19 protein-coding genes and 1 other RNA gene are annotated in these 18262 nt (G+C 53.1%); 14 read left to right on the forward strand and 6 right to left on the reverse strand.

Features of this window, described 5'->3' with window-relative positions; genetic code table 11:
- Positions 1 to 16 precede the first annotated feature (16 nt).
- Together FIV45_RS01585 and ssrA are read right to left on the reverse strand one after the other, a co-directional pair.
- Positions 17 to 463 (reverse strand): hypothetical protein, encoded by a 447-nt coding sequence (locus tag FIV45_RS01585; RefSeq protein WP_099472540.1) that lies wholly within the window; start codon positions 461 to 463, stop codon positions 17 to 19.
- 122 nt (positions 464 to 585) lie between these two features.
- Positions 586 to 902, reverse strand: a transfer-messenger RNA (tmRNA) gene (ssrA, locus tag FIV45_RS01590).
- A gap of 144 nt (positions 903 to 1046) precedes the next feature.
- Between ssrA and FIV45_RS01595 the strand changes: the two genes are divergently transcribed.
- The 3 genes from FIV45_RS01595 to FIV45_RS01605 all read left to right on the forward strand — a co-directional run bounded on the left by FIV45_RS01595 (position 1047) and on the right by FIV45_RS01605 (position 2938).
- Complete coding sequence (locus FIV45_RS01595; RefSeq protein ID WP_099472539.1) at positions 1047 to 1556, forward strand: hypothetical protein; 510 nt, start codon at positions 1047 to 1049, stop codon at positions 1554 to 1556.
- 81 nt (positions 1557 to 1637) lie between these two features.
- On the forward strand, positions 1638 to 2432 hold the full coding sequence (locus FIV45_RS01600) for a thymidylate synthase (RefSeq protein WP_099472537.1): 795 nt from the start codon (positions 1638 to 1640) through the stop codon (positions 2430 to 2432).
- On the forward strand, positions 2432 to 2938 hold the full coding sequence (locus FIV45_RS01605; RefSeq protein WP_099472535.1) for a dihydrofolate reductase: 507 nt from the start codon (positions 2432 to 2434) through the stop codon (positions 2936 to 2938). The genes FIV45_RS01600 and FIV45_RS01605 overlap by 1 nt, the downstream gene beginning before the upstream one ends.
- Before the next feature lie 78 nt (positions 2939 to 3016).
- Here the strand turns inward: FIV45_RS01605 and FIV45_RS01610 are convergent, their stop codons facing one another.
- On the reverse strand, positions 3017 to 3439 hold the full coding sequence (locus tag FIV45_RS01610; RefSeq protein ID WP_099472534.1) for a CoA-binding protein: 423 nt from the start codon (positions 3437 to 3439) through the stop codon (positions 3017 to 3019).
- 276 nt (positions 3440 to 3715) lie between these two features.
- On the opposite strand from FIV45_RS01610, the gene FIV45_RS01615 reads away from it, so the two are divergent.
- The gene (locus tag FIV45_RS01615) at positions 3716 to 4909 is read left to right on the forward strand and encodes a sensor histidine kinase (RefSeq protein WP_099472532.1); all 1194 of its coding nucleotides are present in this window, start codon (positions 3716 to 3718) and stop codon (positions 4907 to 4909) included.
- A 10-nt stretch (positions 4910 to 4919) separates the two neighbouring features.
- Here FIV45_RS01615 and apbC read toward each other — a convergent pair whose 3' ends face one another.
- The gene (gene apbC / locus FIV45_RS01620) at positions 4920 to 6017 is read right to left on the reverse strand and encodes an iron-sulfur cluster carrier protein ApbC (protein WP_099472530.1); all 1098 of its coding nucleotides are present in this window, start codon (positions 6015 to 6017) and stop codon (positions 4920 to 4922) included.
- Positions 6018 to 6167: 150 nt separating this feature from the next.
- Between apbC and hflK the strand changes: the two genes are divergently transcribed.
- The 5 genes from hflK (at position 6168) to FIV45_RS01645 (ending at position 10747) form a co-directional block, all read left to right on the forward strand.
- Complete coding sequence (hflK, locus tag FIV45_RS01625; RefSeq protein WP_099472528.1) at positions 6168 to 7217, forward strand: FtsH protease activity modulator HflK; 1050 nt, start codon at positions 6168 to 6170, stop codon at positions 7215 to 7217.
- 10 nt (positions 7218 to 7227) lie between these two features.
- Positions 7228 to 8103, forward strand: a complete 876-nt coding sequence (gene hflC / locus FIV45_RS01630) for a protease modulator HflC (protein ID WP_099472527.1) — start codon at positions 7228 to 7230, stop codon at positions 8101 to 8103.
- A 3-nt stretch (positions 8104 to 8106) separates the two neighbouring features.
- On the forward strand, positions 8107 to 8292 hold the full coding sequence (locus tag FIV45_RS01635; RefSeq protein ID WP_099472525.1) for a DUF2065 domain-containing protein: 186 nt from the start codon (positions 8107 to 8109) through the stop codon (positions 8290 to 8292).
- A 138-nt stretch (positions 8293 to 8430) separates the two neighbouring features.
- Complete coding sequence (locus FIV45_RS01640; protein WP_204602179.1) at positions 8431 to 9882, forward strand: DegQ family serine endoprotease; 1452 nt, start codon at positions 8431 to 8433, stop codon at positions 9880 to 9882.
- A 343-nt stretch (positions 9883 to 10225) separates the two neighbouring features.
- Entirely contained in the window at positions 10226 to 10747 is a 522-nt protein-coding gene (locus FIV45_RS01645; RefSeq protein ID WP_099472524.1) for a peroxiredoxin, read from the forward strand.
- 97 nt (positions 10748 to 10844) lie between these two features.
- Here FIV45_RS01645 and serB read toward each other — a convergent pair whose 3' ends face one another.
- Positions 10845 to 11732, reverse strand: a complete 888-nt coding sequence (gene serB, locus FIV45_RS01650) for a phosphoserine phosphatase SerB (RefSeq protein ID WP_099472522.1) — start codon at positions 11730 to 11732, stop codon at positions 10845 to 10847.
- 86 nt (positions 11733 to 11818) lie between these two features.
- On the opposite strand from serB, the gene miaA reads away from it, so the two are divergent.
- From miaA to FIV45_RS01675, 5 genes are all read left to right on the forward strand, one after another.
- A complete protein-coding gene (miaA, locus tag FIV45_RS01655) occupies positions 11819 to 12703 on the forward strand; it encodes a tRNA (adenosine(37)-N6)-dimethylallyltransferase MiaA (RefSeq protein WP_099472520.1) in 885 nt (294 codons plus the stop codon).
- Positions 12704 to 12986: 283 nt separating this feature from the next.
- The gene (locus tag FIV45_RS01660; protein WP_099472518.1) at positions 12987 to 14741 is read left to right on the forward strand and encodes an acetolactate synthase 3 large subunit; all 1755 of its coding nucleotides are present in this window, start codon (positions 12987 to 12989) and stop codon (positions 14739 to 14741) included.
- Positions 14742 to 14763: 22 nt separating this feature from the next.
- Complete coding sequence (gene ilvN, locus FIV45_RS01665; RefSeq protein ID WP_099472517.1) at positions 14764 to 15288, forward strand: acetolactate synthase small subunit; 525 nt, start codon at positions 14764 to 14766, stop codon at positions 15286 to 15288.
- Positions 15289 to 15351: 63 nt separating this feature from the next.
- On the forward strand, positions 15352 to 16371 hold the full coding sequence (gene ilvC, locus FIV45_RS01670) for a ketol-acid reductoisomerase (protein WP_099472516.1): 1020 nt from the start codon (positions 15352 to 15354) through the stop codon (positions 16369 to 16371).
- Positions 16372 to 16547: 176 nt separating this feature from the next.
- Entirely contained in the window at positions 16548 to 17063 is a 516-nt protein-coding gene (locus FIV45_RS01675) for a hypothetical protein (RefSeq protein ID WP_133118568.1), read from the forward strand.
- A gap of 160 nt (positions 17064 to 17223) precedes the next feature.
- Here the strand turns inward: FIV45_RS01675 and FIV45_RS01680 are convergent, their stop codons facing one another.
- Positions 17224 to 18261 (reverse strand): succinylglutamate desuccinylase/aspartoacylase family protein, encoded by a 1038-nt coding sequence (locus FIV45_RS01680; RefSeq protein ID WP_099472514.1) that lies wholly within the window; start codon positions 18259 to 18261, stop codon positions 17224 to 17226.
- Position 18262 lies beyond the last annotated feature (1 nt).

Consider the following 18262-nt stretch of genomic DNA (forward strand, 5'->3'; position numbering starts at 1 on the left):
CGTGTGAAAACAAGGTTCAGGCGTAAGGTGGGGCGCGGGGCGGACAGGCCCGGTTGCGCGAAGAAGTCGGAGGAAGGGCTGCGCCAGTGTCAAAGCTGAAGCGGTAGGAAGCGAGTATGACCACAGGAGAGAGGCCGTTCTCGGTGGAGATCGCTTGCAGGGCGCCCTTGTGACAGGGCAGACAATGAACACAATTTCCCGAGACATCATCGTTGCTATCGACGGGCTCGCCGTTTTCATCAAGAGTAATGCGTCTCAACCCTTGCGGTGTACAAATGACGACGCTTAGGGTTGAGGCAAAAAGATCATCTTCCGCCGCCGCCATTTGGGCCGCACTCTGGGCGGACAGGGCTGTGGCGGCAAAGATGTTGAGCAGCATGACCGACAGCATGAACTGTCCGACGCCCCGGCCCAGACGGGCGAGGATCAGAGAGAGAACGGCGGGTGTTCTTAAACCATACATGGCGGCGGCTACTCACGTGACAAATCGATGATGAAAAGCATCTTAGCCTATAGCAGAGCCGCTTCTTTTGATCTAGGACAAAAAAGGCCAACAAATTAAATAATATAGTGGGGAGGAGATAAGGTGAAGGGCTTCTGTTGCTAGGTGCCCTTCGAACCCCGCGTAGCTAACCTATTAGGCGGCTACAGCAAATGCTTCGTTATCGTTTGCATTTACAAGTTGTGACCCTTCACAGAGGTATCATTCTGGGCAAAAGTTATATCTTTATTACGCACGTCGATCCTATTTCGCCCCCGCATTTCCAACTCTTGAGAGAGAGTGGTGGAGGCGCCGGGTACCGCCCCCGGGTCCGCAACGTCTATTCCATACATCAGTTTATTGCCATAGTTGGTTACCCAACAGGTTATATATAGAGTGTCAGTTGGCAAACTTCAATCTCTGATCACAGGATTTTTGATCAGAAGGGCACACGTTTAAATTACTTGGTTGGGCAGAGTACTTCTTTATTTGAATTTATGGTCCTTTTGCTCGCGGGTTGCTATGGTGATGGTCTTTAAATACAACTATAATAGAGGAGGCTATCATGAAAGTAGGTGTTATCGCCGTATTTTGTTTTTTTCTGTCAACCGTTTTCGGATTTTCCGCCCCGGGGGAGACGGACCCGGTGGCCCGGGCGGAAGTGTCCAAATTGGCGTTTCTGACCGGAAAGTGGGCCGGTAAAGGCTGGATCATGGGGCGGGACCGCCAGAAGGCCGAATTCGACCAGACCGAAGACATTAATTTCAAGCTGGATAATTCCATCCTGCTGATTGAGGGACGGGGCATGACCGGGGGGAAAGTCACCCATAATGCGATGGCCGTCGTGTCTTGGGCAAAGGATAAGGGGCATTTCGAATTTCGCTCTTATCTGGCCGATGGACGCCGAAGCGATTTTAAAGCGGAACTGGTGGACGGGAAATTCCTCTGGTATCCGAATGAGAAATCCCGCTATACAATTTCTCTCAATGCAAAGGGTCAGTGGCATGAAACAGGGGAATATTTGCGTGAGGGAAATTGGCATCAGTTCTTTGAAATGACGCTGGATAAATTATAGGAAATTTTTCATAGTCATTGGCGCATAAATCTGTACATTCAGGAAGGAATGACAGTTAACAGATTTGAGTGAAAAGGCGCTATGAAACAATATCTGGATTTGATGCGATATGTGCGGGATACGGGCGTGGACAAGGGCGACCGGACGGGGACCGGCACGCGCAGTGTGTTTGGCCATCAGATGCGCTTTGATCTGAATGCCGGCTTCCCCATGGTCACCACCAAGAAACTGCATCTGAAGTCGATCATTCATGAACTGCTGTGGTTTCTTACCGGCGACACCAACATTAAATATCTCCAGGACAATGGCGTCAAGATCTGGGACGAATGGGCCGATGAAAACGGCGACCTCGGCCCGGTGTACGGTCATCAATGGCGCAGCTGGCCGACCCCGGACGGCGGCACGGTCGACCAGATCAGCCAACTGGTGCAGATGATCAAAACCAACCCCGACAGCCGTCGCCTGCTGGTCAGCGCCTGGAATGTCGCCGATGTTGATCATATGGCCCTGCCGCCCTGCCATTGCTTGTTTCAGTTTTATGTCGCCGACGGCAAACTTAGTTGCCAGCTGTATCAACGCAGCGCCGATATTTTCCTCGGCGTGCCGTTTAATATCGCCTCCTACGCCCTGCTCACCCAGATGATGGCCCAGGTCTGTGATCTTGAGGTCGGCGAGTTTATCCATAGCTTCGGCGATGCCCATCTCTATAGCAATCATCTGGAACAAGTAGAGCTGCAGCTCAGTCGCGATCCGCTACCGCTGCCGATGATGAAGATCAATCCGGCGGTCAAGGATATTTTCGGCTTCACCTATGACGATTTCGAACTGGTGGGCTATCAGTCCCATTCCCATATTGCCGGAAAGGTGGCGGTCTGATGGTCAAACTCAGCATGATTGTCGCGGTGGCGGAAAATGGCGTGATCGGCAAGGATAACGACCTGCCGTGGAAGATTTCCTCGGACATGAAATATTTTAAAGAAACCACCATGGGCAAGCCGGTGATCATGGGGCGCAAGACGTTCCAGTCGATCGGCAGACCCTTGCCCGGTCGCACGAATATCGTTATCACCCGCGATACGGGATTCGCGCCCGAAGGTGTGATCCCGGCGTTCACGCTGGAGATGGCGCTGGAGGTCGGCAAGAGTCTCGCCGAGGCCAAGGGGCTCGATGAGGTGATGGTGATTGGCGGTGCGGAGATTTACAAGCTGTGTCTGCCCGATGCGGACCGGCTCTATCTCACCCGGGTGCATGGCGACGTTGAGGGCGATGCGACCTTCCCGGAACTTGACCCCGAAGACTGGCTCGAAAGCAACAGCACCCGCCATAAAGCCGGCGAGAAAGACAGTCACGACTATAGCCTGATCGTGCTGGATCGGGTTTAGAGGGCCGCAGATCTCTTCTCTGTGTCATCCTGAACTGAGCTCAGGATCCATGTTGATATGGGGTGACGGCTAAGGCTGTTATGTCTTCTTTAGCCCCAGTCTCGGAATTTCAATCGCCGGACAATGATCCATCACAACCTGCAGGCCGGCGGCACGGGCGGCGTTTGCGGCGGCCTCGTTAATTACCCCGAGCTGCATCCAGACGGTCTTGACGGGTTTTTTGATCGCTTCTTCGACAATCGGGCCGACGCTGTCGGGATTACGGAAAATATCGACCATATCAATTTCCACCGGAATATCGCTTAAGGTTTGATAGACCTCGCGCCCCAAAAGCTCTGTTCCCGCCAGGCCCGGATTGACCGGGTAAACGTCATAGCCTTGCGCCATAAGGAATTTCATCACCCGATGGGCGGGACGTTCCGGCTTGCTGCTGGCGCCGATCAGGGCAATGGTGCGGGTGGTTTCGAGAATGGTTTTGATGTCTTTATCGGGTGTGGTCATGAAAAATCCTAACAATTGAAGAAGTGATCATGCTTTTACATGGGCCCGGTGCGCGGCCTGTTCAAGGTGTGGATGCAGAATGCCGAGAGGTGGTCAGCAGAAGATGTGTTTGTTAACCATTTGTTAATTCAGGATATATTCGAATTTGTAATAGTTTGGTCATGTAAATTCCCTCGATTGTGTGGTTTCTGACTCTAAAAAATATCACACAATTTATAAGACTGTGAGGGAGGCTCCCGTGAGTCTGGTTGATCATGAGCCTGGAGAGTAAAGTCAGTGAGTGAAGAATATGTCGAACATATTGTGGTCAATGTACCGGAGGTCCAGCCGCAAACGCCTTGTCATGATGTGATGAAATATTTTGAGGCGGATGAGGAATTGCTGGTGGTGGCGGTGCTGGAAGACCGGGTGCCGGTTGGTCTGGTTTATCGGGTTGATTTCATTCAGACCCTGGCGGCGCGGTTTGGTTACAGCCTGTATGAAAAACGTCCGGTGCGCGACCTGATGACAGAGGTGCCACTGATTATCGACGCCGACAACAGTCTGGATTTTGTTATCAACCTGCTGGTCACCAAGGATACTCATGATTTGTTGCGGGGATTTGTGATCTGTCGTGGTGACGAATATCTTGGCATTGGGACGGCGTTGTCTTTGTTGCAGGCCCAGAATGAACGGGCGGCGGGCCGGGCCGAGGAATTGTTGCGGGCGAAAAATGCCGCAGAAGAAGCCAACCGCAGCAAGTCTGAATTCCTCGCCAATATGAACCATGAACTGCGCACGCCGCTCAATGCGATTATCGGGTTTTCTGAAATCATGCAGCAGGGACTTTATGGCCAGATCGCCCAACATCAATATAAAGAATATATTGATATCGTGAACAAGAGCGGGCTGCACCTTCTGGGCACCATCAACAGCATTCTCGAAATGTCAAAGATTGAGGCCGGGATGCTGGAAATCAGTGAAAATGATTTTGGGCTTTATGATGTTTTTGAGGATGCCGGGCATATGGTGCGCATGCTGGCCAGGAAGAAAAATATCGAGATCATCTGTGGTTGTGAAGAAGTTCTGACCGATTTTTACGGCGATGAAGGCGTTTTGCGGCAGGTGATGCTCAATCTTCTGTCTAACGCCATCAAATTTTCCCCGCCTGATACGGTTATCAGTTTAAGCGCCCGCCGCCAGCCAACGGGGGATGTCTGTGTGGCCGTAACGGATCAGGGAATCGGCATCGCCGAAGACGATATTGAGAAAATTCTGACCCCATTTTATCAGGTGGATAGTTCCTATGCCCGGACCGAAGAAGGCACGGGGCTGGGTCTGAGCATCGTGCAGAAATATCTAGAACTGCATCAGGCGAGCCTGACCATCACCAGCGCCGTCGGGCAAGGGACCACGGTTTCCTTTACTTTGCCGGCCGCCCGTTTCAGGGATGTTCCCGTTCTCGGGCGGCAAAGAAGCAGCTGCGCCTGAAGGCGCGCGGTCAGAGCTTGTCCGCCACCTGGCGTGCGATGGCGATATAGGCCGCGGTATGCGGGCTGTCCGGCTGATGGGTAACGATGGGTGTGCCCTGATCAGACGTGCTGCGGATGTCCATATGCAGGGGGATCGCCCCGAGAAAATCCATGCCAAGTTCTTGCGCTGTGTCGCGGGCGCCGCCGTGCCCAAAGATATCGGCCCGCTCGCCGCAACTCGGGCATAGGAAATAGCTCATATTCTCCACCAGGCCGAAGACCGGGACATTGGTTTTCTGGAACATGTCTAGGCCCTTGCGGGCGTCAATCAGGGCGATGTCCTGAGGGGTGGAAACCACAACTGCGCCATTGACCGCCACATTCTGGGCCAGCGTCAGTTGCACATCCCCGGTGCCCGGCGGCAGATCAAGCACCAGCACATCCAGTTCCCCGTCCACATCCCACTTGGTGTCGGCGATCATTTGCTTGACGGCGCCCATCACCATCGGGCCGCGCCAGATTGTCGCGGTATTCTGTTTCATCAGATAGCCGAGCGACATACTGACCAGCCCGTGTTTTATGATCGGTATGATGTTTTTATTTTCATCCTGGGTCGGTTTTTCGGTGACGCCGAGCAGGGTCGGGATGCTGGGGCCGTAGATATCCACGTCGAGAATGCCGACTTTCAGGCCGAGGCTTTGCAAGCCCAGTGCAAGATTGACCGAGGTTGTCGACTTGCCGACCCCGCCCTTGCCGCTGGCGACGGCTATGATATGTTTGACGCCAGGGATCGGTTGTGGACCGGTGAGGGAGTCCGCCGGGCCATGTTGCGGCATTCTGGGGGATGTGGCGGGTTTCGCCATTGCCTCACCGGGCGCACGTTCGGCGGTCAGGACCGAGACGACTTTCTCGACCCCTGCCAGCGCCATCAGTTTGGCGTCGCAGGTCTGGCGGATCTGTTCCATGGCATCGGCATCTTGTGGGTCGATATTGAGCGCGAAACCGATCTCCGTTTCCTTGATAACCAATCCCTGAATCATGCCAAGGCTGACAATGTCCTGTCCTTTAGAGGGAATTTGGATGGTTTTTAAGCAATTTAGGACATCATCCCGCTTGATCTCTGACATTATTTTCCTATCTATACATTTAATACTGGCGGACAAGACTATTGTTCCAAAGCCTTACTTGGAATATAAGACCTGTAACGCATTTTTATAGGGGAGCCATGAATTTTCCTATAATTTGTTTGATATTTTTTTCATAGAGGAGCTTCGTTTATGCCTTGGCAAAACAATAATGGTGGTAAAGACCGCGGACCTTGGGGCAGTGGACCCGGTGGTGGTGGCCAGCAGCCGCCGGACATTGACGAACTTATCCGCAAGGGTCAGGATAAATTCCGCAAGGCCTTCGGTGGCGGCGGCGGGGGCCGTGGCGGATCACAGGGCGGCGGCAAGAGCATGTTTTTTCTGATCGGCCTGTTGGTTGTCGTCGGCTATCTTTATGCCGGTTTTTACAAGGTGCAACCCGATGAAGCCGGTGTGGTTCTGCGTTTTGGCAAATGGATTAAAACTGAAGATACCGGTCTGCATTTCCATTTCCCGCCTATTGACCGGGTGTATACGCCAAAAATTACTGCTGTGAATAAAATCGATGTCGGGTCTGGAAAACAGGAACGTCAGATGCTGACCGGCGACGAGAATATCGTCGATGTGGAATATTCCATCTTCTGGCGTATCAGCGATCCGGCTCGGTTCCTGTTTAACCTCGAACAACAGGAACAGAGCATCAAGTCGGTTTCCGAAAGCGCCATGCGCGAGGTGGTCGCCAAGACGAAAGTACAGCAGATCATGACGTCTGAACGCGACGGCATTGAAATCGAAGTGCGCGGCATTATGCAGCGGGTGCTGAATTCCTACGAAGCCGGGATAGAAATTACCCAGGTCAAGCTGGATACAGTTTCCCCGCCAGTGGAAGTCAGGGAAGCCTTCAACGATGTGCAGAAGGCCGAGGCCGATCGTGATAAAACCATCAATGAAGCCAAGAAATATCAGAATGAGATTGTGCCAACCGCCCGCGGGGAAGCCGAGCAGATGAACCAGCAGGCCGAAGCCTATAAGGCCCGTGCGGTGACCAAGGCCCAGGGGGAAAGCGCACGTTTCCTGGCGGTCTATGAACAGTATAAAATGGCAAAAGACGTCACCCGACGTCGGATGTATCTGGAAACCATGGAAGATATTCTGGGCCGCACCGACAAAGTCATCCTGGAAAACGATGGAACGGGCGTGCTGCCTTACCTGCCGTTGCCCAATGTGAAGAAACAGAATTAGGAGCCGGATGATGAATAATATGAAAACCTTAATTGCATTGATTGTCGTCGGCATTAGTGTTGTGGTCCTCGGGGCATCCGTCTTTACGGTCAAGGAAACAGAACAGGCATTGATTCTGGAATTCGGGAAGTGGAAAAGAACGGTGACCATGCCGGGATTGCACTTCAAGACCCCGTTTGTGCAGGATGTGGTGTATTTTGATAAACGGATCCTGTTGCTTGATACGCCGGAACTGATTGTCATCACAGAAGATCAGAAGCGGATCATCGTGGATGCCTTCACGGAATTCCGGGTGGATGATCCGTTGAAAGTATATCAGGCTGTGCGCAATGTGCCGGGGGCGGAATCCCGCCTGTCAACGATCCTGAATTCCAACCTGCGTAAGGTGTTCGGTCAGCAGGCGTTTAAGACCGCCCTGTCCGGGGAACGTAAAGACCTGCGGAAAAGTATTTCGGATTCCGTTAAATCAGAAGCCGAAGAACTGGGGATCAAAGTGGTTGATGTCCGTATCAAACGCACCGATCTGCCGGCGGAAAACAGCAAGTCGATCTTTAACAGCATGATTGCCGAGCGAAACCAGGTGGCCCGTGAAATTCGCGCCCGTGGTGAAGAAATGGCCATTCGCATCAAATCTAAGGCGGACCGCGACAAGGTGGTGATCCTGGCGGAAGCCGAACGGGAAGCCCAGAAATTGCGCGGGGACGGGGATGCGGAAGCCGCCCGGATTTTCGCTAATGCTTATAATCAGGACCCGGAATTCTATGGTTTTTACCGGTCGATGATTGCGTACCGGCAGGCCTTCGCCAAGGAAAACACGACTATGGTGCTGTCCCCGACAAGCGATTTCTTTAAATATTTCGGTGACCTGAAAGGGCTCAAGAAATAGACGATGCAGGATATTATTCTTGCATTGGGCGCGGTCTTTCTGGTGGAGGGTATTCTTTATACCCTCTTCCCGGAGGCCATGCGCCGCATGATGAAGCAGGTGATACAGATGCCGGAAAACGCCATACGGTATAGTGGACTTGCCGCCGCGGTTATCGGGTTTTTGGTCATTTATGCGGTGAAGCAATAGAAAAACACGACCAAAAGAACGGGGACTTCTCATTTCGGTCACAAAATATGCTAATGATGGACGCAATAAAAAAAGTCCCAGGGAAGAAGTAAGCAAATTAATGTTGAACTGGACAATGGAAAGATATCAGGAATTGGTATGCGTAATATGAAGAAAATTTTTACTGGTGCGATGATCGTGATCTCATGTGTCATGATTGCGCCTCTTTCCGGTTTCGCCTCGGGCGCACCGGACAGTTTCGCCGATCTGGCGGAAAAACTTTTACCTGCTGTGGTGAATGTCAATACCACCGAGGTGGTCAAGAGAGAGCAGCGGACAATACCGCAAATCCCGGGTCTGGACGAATTGTTTCGCCGATATGACCGGGGACGGGATAAGGACAGTGAGGAAGAAGAACGTCCGACCACGCGTCAGTCTCTTGGTTCCGGTTTCGTGATTGACCCGTCCGGGATCATCGTCACCAACAATCATGTGATTGACAAGGCGGACGAGATCATGATCAAGATGCATGATGGTCGCGAATTTGAAGCGAAGCTGATCGGCAAGGATGACAAACTTGACCTTGCGGTTCTGAAAGTGGAAAGCGATAAGCCGCTACCCTATGTCAAATTTGGCGATGACAGCAAATCCCGCATCGGGGATTGGGTGCTGGCGATCGGCAATCCTTATTCCCTTGGTGGTACGATTACCGCTGGGATTATTTCCGCCCGCAACCGGGATATCAATTCCGGCCCCTATGATAAATATATTCAGACGGATGCATCGATCAACCGCGGCAACAGCGGCGGCCCGATGTTTAATTTGGACGGGGAAGTGATCGGCATCAATACCGCGATCTTCTCGCCATCCGGCGGTAATATCGGCATTGGTTTCGCCATTCCGTCGAACCAGGCCCAGCATGTGATTGAGCAGATTCAGAAATTCGGTCACGCCAGACGCGGCCGCATCGGCATCGTCTTTCAGCCGTTGACTGATGAGTTCGCTGAAAGTCTCGGGATGGAAAAAGGCCAGGGCGCCCTGGTGACATCCGTTGTGGAAGGTGGTCCTGCCGATAAAGCCGGCATCGAATCAGATGACATCATTATCGAGTATGAAGGCAAGGCGATAAAAACCCGCAATGATCTGCCCATCTGGGTGGCCAATACGCCGATCGGCAAAAAGGTCAAACTGGTGGTCTTGCGCAAAGGCAAACGTAAGAACCTGACCCTGGTGATTGATGAACTGGTGGATGAGGAAACCCCGGACGATGCGCCTATGCAGCCGGATGATCAAGAGCAGGATGTGAAGAGCGAAGAAGTGCTCGGCATGACGCTTGAAAATCTGACGGAAAAATCGCGCAAGGCCCTGCGGCTTGAAGACGATGTCGAAGGGGTTCTGGTGGCCAGCGTCAAGCGCAACAGCCCGGCCGGTGAAAAAGGCCTGCGCCGGGGGGATGTGATCCTGTCGGTGACCCAGGAAGACGTCAAGACGATCGATCAGGTGACAAAACGGGTTGCAGAACTGCGCAAGAAAGGCCGCAAGAGCGTATTACTCAAGATTATCCGTCGCGGTAACACGGCGTTTGTCGCGGTGCAGTTTGATCCTGAGTGATCCTGTGAGATCTTGATAAATTCTATAGAGGCCGGGTCTTGTGATCCGGTCTTTTTTATGGCGCCCGCGCGATGTGGCAGAAGGGTAAAAAGTCCGAATGCGCTCTTGATTAGGTGGGCGAAAGTCCCTAAAATCACGCCACAGTGTTCGCTATGGGAAAAGCGGATGGCCAGAGGGCCGCGGCGAAGCGGGGGCTGCCGAGAAGTAAATCATTAGATTTTAAATTGTAGTACGTTATTTCATAAAATAGAATAATTCTAATTTGATATTGCTGGCGATATCCTGTATAAGTTTCCGCATTAGGAACGATTCTCGAAGATCATTTAACTCAAAGGACCAAACAATGACTACAGTACCTAACGTTACCTTTAGAACCCGTGTGCGGAATGACGCCCTGGAAGGCCCTAACCCTTTTGAATGGAAAGACGTCACCACTGATGACCTGTTCAAAGGCAAGAAAGTTGTGGTCTTCTCTCTGCCGGGGGCATACACCCCGACCTGTTCCACATCTCACCTGCCCCGCTATGAAGAATTGTATGACGAATTCAAGGCGCTTGGGGTTGATTCCGTGATCTGTGTGTCCGTCAATGATGCGTTCGTCATGTATAACTGGGGTGTTGCCCAGGGCGCGAAAAACGTCTTCCTGCTGCCAGACGGCAGTGGTGAATTTACCCGTAAAATGGGCATGTTGGTAAATAAAGACAATCTCGGTTTTGGCTATCGCTCCTGGCGTTATTCCATGGTCGTTGATAACGGCGAAGTCGAAAAAATGTTCATCGAGCCAGGTTTCGAAGACAACTGCCCGACTGATCCGTTCGAAGTGTCCGACGCCGACACCATGCTGGCTTATCTTAAAGGCCAATGATCGTCTGATCAGACAGTTTAAATAAAAGCCCCGGCAGAAATGTCGGGGCTTTTTTTGTTGTCTTGGTTTCGGGGGATTGCCTTGAGCGCGGTGAGGCCTAGGAAGTGATGAAATCCTCATCGGCATAGCCCTGCAGATAGAGCAGAGCGGTCAGGTCGGCGTGACGCAGGGTGATGTCGGCGGCTTCCGCGGCGGCCGGATGGGGATGATAGGCGATGCCGACACCGGCTTCCCGGATCATGGGAATGTCATTGGCGCCGTCGCCCACCGCCATAACCTGAGCCGGGGACAGATTCCCGAGCTGACGGAATTCCTTCAGGCTGTTGAGTTTGGTTGAACTGTCGACCACCGGGTCCATCACCTGTCCTGTAAGTTTACCATCCTTGATCTCAAGCACATTGGCGCGGTTGGTTTGAAAGCCGGTGACGGCGGCAACCTTGCCGGTGAAGAAGGTGAAGCCACCCGACACCAGGACCGTATTGGCGCCTTTGGCATTCATGGTTTTGATCAGGACTTCCGCACCCGGCATCAACCGGACCCGTTCCTGATATACTGTTTCCAGCACAGAGGCTTCCATGCCTTTGAGCAGGCCGACCCGTTCGCGTAGCGCACTTTCGAAATCCAGATCGCCGCGCATGGCGGCTTCGGTGATGGCGGCGACCTTGGGTTTGAGGCCGGCGTAATCCGCCAGTTCGTCAATGCATTCACACTGAATGATCGTGCTGTCCATATCGGCGACCAGCAACTTCTTGGTCCGGTCTTCGGCGGCCTGGAAAGCAAAATCAAAGTCTTCTGTCAGGAGGTCTTCCTGTAAATCCTGACGGGCGGTGTCGAGATCGCTGTCAAAGTGAATATCGACGGCAACGCCTTCGGAAAGCCAGCGCAGGCCACTGACACCGACCAGGCCGGTGGCATAGCCCGACACCACGTCTTCAGTCAGGCTGGGGGTGGCAGGATTGGCGATCAAGGTCAGAATGTTGCTCATATGTCATTACCCGGTTGGTCATCTACGCATCAATGCTATATATAGGGATATAACGTCCCTACTGAATGAATGCTATGGAATAATCAATGCAGAAAATAATTCTTTTGGCCGGCCCCACCGCCAGCGGCAAGACCGCGACGGCGCTTGACTGGGCCCGGGCCGAAGGCGGCGAAATTATAAATGCCGACAGCATGCAGATTTACCGTGAACTTGATGTCTTGAGCGCCCGCCCGACGGCGGCGGAAATGGCCGTCTGCCCACATCATCTTTACGGGACATTGCGGGGGGATGATCCCTGTTCGGCGGAACGCTGGCGTGATCTGGCGCTGCCGGTCATTGAGGATATCTGGGCCCGCGGCCGGGTACCAATCGTGGTCGGCGGGACGGGGCTCTATTTCAAAAGTCTGGTCAACGGCCTGTCGGAAGTGCCGGAAATTGATCCTGTGGTGCGCGCGGAAATTCGGGCGACCGTATCGTCAGAGACGGCGCCGGAAGCCCATGCCCGGCTTGAAGGCCTTGACCCTGAAATGGCGCAACGGCTCGCCCCCGGAGACAGTCAGCGCATCGCCCGGGCGCTGGAAGTGATTCTGTCCACCGGAAAATCCCTGTCATATTGGCAGAATATTCCGCCGGTTGGCGGGCTTGACGAACGGGACGATGTCCAGATTCTTAAAAATGTTACCGTGATGGAACGGGCCCGACTGTATGACCGTTGTGACCGGCGTTTCCGTCAGATGGTGGAGACGGGGGCTGCGATCGAAGAAGTACAGGCCCTTCTGGCACTGAATTATGCCTCGACTTTGCCGGTGATGAAGTCCCTGGGCGTGCCGCATCTGGCGCAATATCTGGCCGGTGACCTGGAACTGGAAGAGGCGATTGTCCTCGCCCAGACCGCGACCCGTCAGTTTGCCAAACGCCAAATGACCTGGTTCCGTAATCAGTGTGGCGACTGGACTCCAGTGGATTTGTAATATTAATTCGTATATTAATATTATTTTGTATTTTTATTTCCCAAATATAGCTTGACTGTGCAATAATAGATTACTATTGTGCGCCGCAAGGTTATGTGATTCAGACCTCTGTTTCTTTTGCTTTTAGGCCGAGAAACGGATATGTTTTGCATTCTTGCGGTGGGGCCGAAGTTTCTTTTGTCAAAGGGGCTATCTGCACGATTATATTGCCACTGGCATTAACGCCTCCATTACTCTGGTGAGGGAGGCTGAATTTTTAAAGGATTAATAAGGAAGGTTCGTCATGTCGGACACAGAGTTTAGCGGCGCAGAAATCATCGTAAATTCCCTGGTGGATTTAGGTGTCGAAGTGATTTTCGGCTACCCTGGCGGTGCCGTGCTTCCGCTTTATGATGCGCTTTTCAAGCAGGACAAGATCCGCCATATTCTGGTGCGGCATGAACAGGCCGCGGTCCATGCCGCCGAAGGCTATGCACGTTCCACCGGCAAGCCCGGCGTGGTTCTGGTGACGTCCGGTCCCGGGGCGACCAATGCGGTGACCGGTCTGACCGACGCCATGCTGGATTCGATTCCGGTGGTCTGTCTGACGGGCCAGGTGCCGGCGCATCTGATCGGCAGCGACGCCTTCCAGGAAGCCGATACCGTTGGCATCACCCGCCATTGCACCAAGCATAACTATCTGGTCCGCGAAGTGGATCAGCTGTCCCGGGTGGTTCACGAGGCTTTCTATGTCGCCACCAGTGGACGGCCCGGCCCGGTGGTGATTGACATCCCGAAAGATGTTCAGATCTTTAAAACAAGCCAAGTTCATACAGGTAGGATTGAGCACCGCAGTTACAAACCGGAAGTCAAAGGTGACATTGACGGCATTACAGAGGCCATGAGGCTTCTGGCCGGAGCGGAACGACCGATTTTTTATACCGGCGGCGGCGTGATCAATTCCGGCCCGGCGGCGGCGCAATTGCTGCGCGAACTGGTGCAGCTCACCGGTGCGCCGATCACCAGCACCCTGATGGGCCTGGGCGCCTATCCGGCGTCGGACAAACAGTTCCTTGGCATGTTGGGCATGCACGGCACTTATGAGGCCAATTACGCCATGCATGACTGTGATGTCATGATCTGTATCGGGGCGCGGTTTGATGACCGGGTTACCGGCCGTCTTGATGCTTTCTCACCAAAATCGAAAAAGGTGCATGTGGATATTGACCGTTCCTCGATCAACAAGACCGTGCGGGTGGATGTGCCGATCGTTGGTGATGTGGCGCATGTATTGGAAGATATGCTGAAAGTCTGGAAAGCCATGGTGCTGCAAACCGACAGCCCGTCTCTTGACGGCTGGTGGGATCAGATTGCCACATGGCGGGAACGGGATTGCCTGCGTTATCCCAAGACCGATGAGGTGATCATGCCGCAATATGCGCTGGAACGCCTGCAGGCCCTGACCCAGGATAAAGACACCTATTTCACAACGGAAGTGGGCCAGCATCAGATGTGGGCGGCGCAATATCTCAAGTTTGAGGACCCGAACCGCTGGATGACATCCGGTGGGCTGGGTACCATGGGCTACGGCTTCCCGGCGGCGATCGGGGTGCAACTGGCTCATCCGGAATCCCTGGTCATTGACGTGGCGGGCGAAGCCTCGATCCAGATGAATATTCAGGAAATCGGCACGGCGGTTCAATATAAGCTACCGGTGAAGGTTTTCATCCTCAACAATGAATATATGGGCATGGTGCGCCAGTGGCAGGAGCTTAATCACGGCGGGCGTTATTCGGAATCCTATTCCGACAGCCTGCCGAACTTCAAGAAACTGGCCGAGGCATATGGCGCGCACGGCATCATTGTCGATAAACCGTCCGAACTGGATGCGGCGATCAAGGAAATGATTGAAATACCGGGACCGGTATTTGTCGATTGCCGGGTGGCGAAATTGGCCAATTGTTTCCCGATGGTGCCGAGCGGGGCGGCCCATAACGAAATGATTTTGCCGGAAGAAGAAGATTTTAAAGCCTACGAAGGGGGCGCGGCGCTGGTGTAAGCCAGCCCGCAGGAGAGAAATTATGCATCATACGCACAAAGAAATTGAACTTGCCGCCCGTCATACGCTGTCGATTATTGTCGATAACGAAGCCGGGGTTCTGGCGCGGGTGATCGGCCTGTTTTCTGGTCGGGGCTACAATATTGAAAATCTCACGGTGGCGCCGGTTGATCTGGAAGGTACCGAATCCCGCATTACCGTGGTGACCATTGGCACACCGCATGTGATTGAGCAGATCAAGGCGCAACTGGAGCGGCTGGTGCCGGTGCATAGAGTGGCGGACCTGACCGAGAACGGTCCCCATGTAGAGCGGGAACTGGCCCTGGTTAAGGTTCATTGCGCCAGCGAACATCAGCCGGCGGCAATGCGCATTGCCAAGGCGTTCCGCGCCAAGATTGTGGACAGTACGCTCGACAGTTACATTTTCGAGCTTACCGGCAAGACCGAGAAGACAAAGGCCTTCATCGAATTGATGATGGATGTGGGCCTGGTAGAGGTGGTGCGCACCGGGGTTGCGGCCCTGACCCGCGGCACCGACGCCCTCTGAAAAATTTCGACAGACAAACAGACAGTTCAGGCCAGCATGGCCGTATTTATTTAGGAGACTATAATGCGTGTATATTATGACCGTGATGCGGATGTAAATTTGATCAAGACCAAGAAAGTCGTCATCGTCGGTTACGGCAGCCAGGGCCATGCCCATGCCGCCAACCTGAAAGACAGCGGCGTGACCGATATTGCGGTAGCCCTGCGGGAAGGCTCTTCCAGCCGCGCCAAGGCGGAAGCCGCCGGCTTTAAAGTCATGACCGCCGCCGAGGGTGCCGCCTGGGGTGACGTGATCATGATCCTGGTGCCGGATGAGCTGCAGGCCGATCTTTACGCCACCGACCTGGCCCCCAACATGAAACAGGGGTCAGCTCTGGTGTTCGCCCATGGCCTGAACGTGCATTTCAAATTGATCGAGCCGCGCGCCGATCTTGACGTCTTCATGATTGCGCCAAAAGGCCCGGGCCATACAGTGCGGTCCGAATATCTCAAAGGCGCCGGGGTGCCGACCCTGATCGCGGTGCATCAGGATGCGTCCGGCAACGCCCATGATATCGGTCTGTCCTATGCCTCTGCCAACGGCGGTGGCCGCGCCGGGGTGATTGAAACCACGTTTAAGGAAGAATGCGAAACCGACCTGTTCGGCGAGCAGGCTGTGTTGTGTGGCGGCGCGTCTGCGCTGGTGCAGTGTGGCTTCGAAGTCCTGACTGAAGCTGGCTACGCGCCGGAAATGGCCTATTTCGAATGTCTGCATGAGCTGAAGCTGATCGTTGATCTGATGTATGAAGGCGGTATCGCCAACATGCGCTATTCGATTTCCAACACCGCTGAATATGGTGACTATGTCACTGGCCCACGGATCATCACCGAGGAGACCAAGAAGGAAATGAAGCGCGTTCTTGCTGACATTCAGGAAGGCCGTTTCGTGAATGACTTTATGCTCGACAATAAAGTGGGTCAGGTGAAACTGAAAGCCGCCCGCGCCAAGGGCGCCGCCCATCCGATCGAGGAAGTTGGCGCCAACCTGCGGGCCATGATGCCCTGGCTGAAAGAAAATAAGCTGGTGGATAAAGCCAAAAACTAGGCTTTTCACGCTCAGAATTCAAAAGCCTCTGTGGTGAAAGCCACAGGGGCTTTTTGATTTTTGCAGGAGTTATTCTGCGGAGGCAGGAAAGCCCGTTCCCCAGAAAACTCTAGACTCCTGCCTGGGCAGGAGTGACAATAAGTTTTGGTAACCGTATGAGAATAAAAAGGGATAAAATGTCTGATCAAATGAATATAGAAAATACAGGTTTTTTTAGTTATGTCCCCACACGTTTGGCATTGGGCGGTTTTGTATCATTAGTTGCTGGCTATTTTGTCTATTTTGCTTGGTGGTTGGGTTTGCCGCCTACTAAAGATAGCGGGGTGTGGGGAAGCTTTGGCGATTTCCTTGGGGGAGTATTGAATCCGTTAATAGCGATTGCAGTTTTATATTATGTTGTAAGAACTTTTGAATTTCAAAAGGAAGAATTAAAACTTACCAGACAGGAACTAAAAGATACAAGGCTGGAACATGAAAAGCAAACGCGTGAACTGATGAAGCAATCCTTAGAGCGGGAAAAAGTAACTAAAATTCAAAGAAATGAGGTCTTAATTAAATGGCTAGAGAAAGAAATAGGGGAGAAGAATCAATCAAAGTTAGAACCAAGAAGTGATACCACAGAAATACAAGGTCATATAGATTACATCAACAATAGAATCAACGAATTGAAAGCAGAAATATCCTCTTTGTAACTTAAGAGAGGAACATTGTACATATCGAGTACAAAATAGCCTCCTGCCTACGCAGGAGGGGCGATGGAATTATAGGGCGGGAAAAATGCGCAACCGAGGTTATGTTTATTTCATGGTCGCTTACACAGTGAATAAGATAGGCTCTTTTTTTATCTCGCCGTTATCTGCCGTCATTCAGGTCAAGGGCGTCATCGAAATCTTCGAGCCGTTCCTCGACGGCTTCCGAATCTTCGAAAATGGCGATATGGAACATGGCGTCCCCCTGATTGAGCAGCGGCAGCATGGTCATGCCAATAATGATGCCGGTGCGATGGCTTTTGACCTTGGCCATATAGCTGCCGTATGGGTCTGAAATCACGCCAAGAGTTTGGCCTTCTTTCACCATAGCCCCCAACTTGACCCGTACCCTGAGGCTGCCGCTATGGGGCGCGCGCACCCAGTAGCTTGTCCGCGCAATAAAGACGTTCTCGGGCCGTTTGCGGCGCTTGCGTTCTTTTGGGGCGATCATGCCGATGGATTCCATGACGGACAGGATTCCCATCAGCGCGGTCTGGATGACTTTTTCCTCATAGCGCAGGGCTTCCCCGCCTTCGAAAAGTAGCATGGGAATGCCTTTTTCCAACGCGGCCTGGCGCAGGGAGCCGTCCCGGGTGTTGGAATCGATAATGACCGGCACCCCGAAAGCCTTGGCGAGGGTTTCGGTTTCCGGATCAGTGAGGTCGGCCCGGATCTGCGGCAGATTGGTGCGGTGGATTGCGCCGGTGTGAAGATCGATGCCATGGGTCGATTTCTCAATGATTTCCCGCATCAGGATATGGGCGATCTGTCCGCCGAGAGAGCCGGTTTCCGACCCGGGGAAACAACGGTTCAGATCGCGCCGGTCCGGCAGATAGCGGCTGTTGCTGTTGAAGCCATAGGCGTTGACGATCGGCATGGCGATCAGTGTGCCCTTGATCTTGCTGTTGATGCGTTTGTTGGCGAGCAGCCGTTTGATGGTTTCGACGCCATTGATTTCATCCCCGTGGATGGCGGCGGACAGGAATAAAACCGGTCCGCTTTCCCGTCCCCGGATTACCATGACCGGCATGGACATTTCCGTATCATCAAACAGGCGGGCGATGGGGATCTCGATCTTCATCCGTTTGCCGGGGGGAATGCGTTTGCCGGCGATTTCCAGAATGCCGCGAGGGTCCTCCATG

It is taken from the genome of Paremcibacter congregatus (assembly GCF_006385135.1).
GTDB lineage: Bacteria > Pseudomonadota > Alphaproteobacteria > Sphingomonadales > Emcibacteraceae > Paremcibacter > Paremcibacter congregatus.

Bases quoted from the DNA above. Each gene is read 5' to 3' on its own strand.
- FIV45_RS01585 (WP_099472540.1), bottom strand. From the start codon at position 463: ATGTATGGTTTAAGAACACCCGCCGTTCTCTCTCTGATCCTCGCCCGT.
- FIV45_RS01595 (WP_099472539.1), top strand. From the start codon at position 1,047: ATGAAAGTAGGTGTTATCGCCGTATTTTGTTTTTTTCTGTCAACCGTT.
- FIV45_RS01600 (WP_099472537.1), top strand. From the start codon at position 1,638: ATGAAACAATATCTGGATTTGATGCGATATGTGCGGGATACGGGCGTG.
- FIV45_RS01605 (WP_099472535.1), top strand. From the start codon at position 2,432: ATGGTCAAACTCAGCATGATTGTCGCGGTGGCGGAAAATGGCGTGATC.
- FIV45_RS01610 (WP_099472534.1), bottom strand. From the start codon at position 3,439: ATGACCACACCCGATAAAGACATCAAAACCATTCTCGAAACCACCCGC.
- apbC (WP_099472530.1), bottom strand. From the start codon at position 6,017: ATGTCAGAGATCAAGCGGGATGATGTCCTAAATTGCTTAAAAACCATC.
- hflK (WP_099472528.1), top strand. From the start codon at position 6,168: ATGCCTTGGCAAAACAATAATGGTGGTAAAGACCGCGGACCTTGGGGC.
- hflC (WP_099472527.1), top strand. From the start codon at position 7,228: ATGAATAATATGAAAACCTTAATTGCATTGATTGTCGTCGGCATTAGT.
- FIV45_RS01635 (WP_099472525.1), top strand. From the start codon at position 8,107: ATGCAGGATATTATTCTTGCATTGGGCGCGGTCTTTCTGGTGGAGGGT.
- FIV45_RS01640 (WP_204602179.1), top strand. From the start codon at position 8,431: ATGCGTAATATGAAGAAAATTTTTACTGGTGCGATGATCGTGATCTCA.
- FIV45_RS01645 (WP_099472524.1), top strand. From the start codon at position 10,226: ATGACTACAGTACCTAACGTTACCTTTAGAACCCGTGTGCGGAATGAC.
- serB (WP_099472522.1), bottom strand. From the start codon at position 11,732: ATGAGCAACATTCTGACCTTGATCGCCAATCCTGCCACCCCCAGCCTG.
- miaA (WP_099472520.1), top strand. From the start codon at position 11,819: ATGCAGAAAATAATTCTTTTGGCCGGCCCCACCGCCAGCGGCAAGACC.
- FIV45_RS01660 (WP_099472518.1), top strand. From the start codon at position 12,987: ATGTCGGACACAGAGTTTAGCGGCGCAGAAATCATCGTAAATTCCCTG.
- ilvN (WP_099472517.1), top strand. From the start codon at position 14,764: ATGCATCATACGCACAAAGAAATTGAACTTGCCGCCCGTCATACGCTG.
- ilvC (WP_099472516.1), top strand. From the start codon at position 15,352: ATGCGTGTATATTATGACCGTGATGCGGATGTAAATTTGATCAAGACC.
- FIV45_RS01675 (WP_133118568.1), top strand. From the start codon at position 16,548: ATGTCTGATCAAATGAATATAGAAAATACAGGTTTTTTTAGTTATGTC.
- FIV45_RS01680 (WP_099472514.1), bottom strand. From the start codon at position 18,261: ATGGAGGACCCTCGCGGCATTCTGGAAATCGCCGGCAAACGCATTCCC.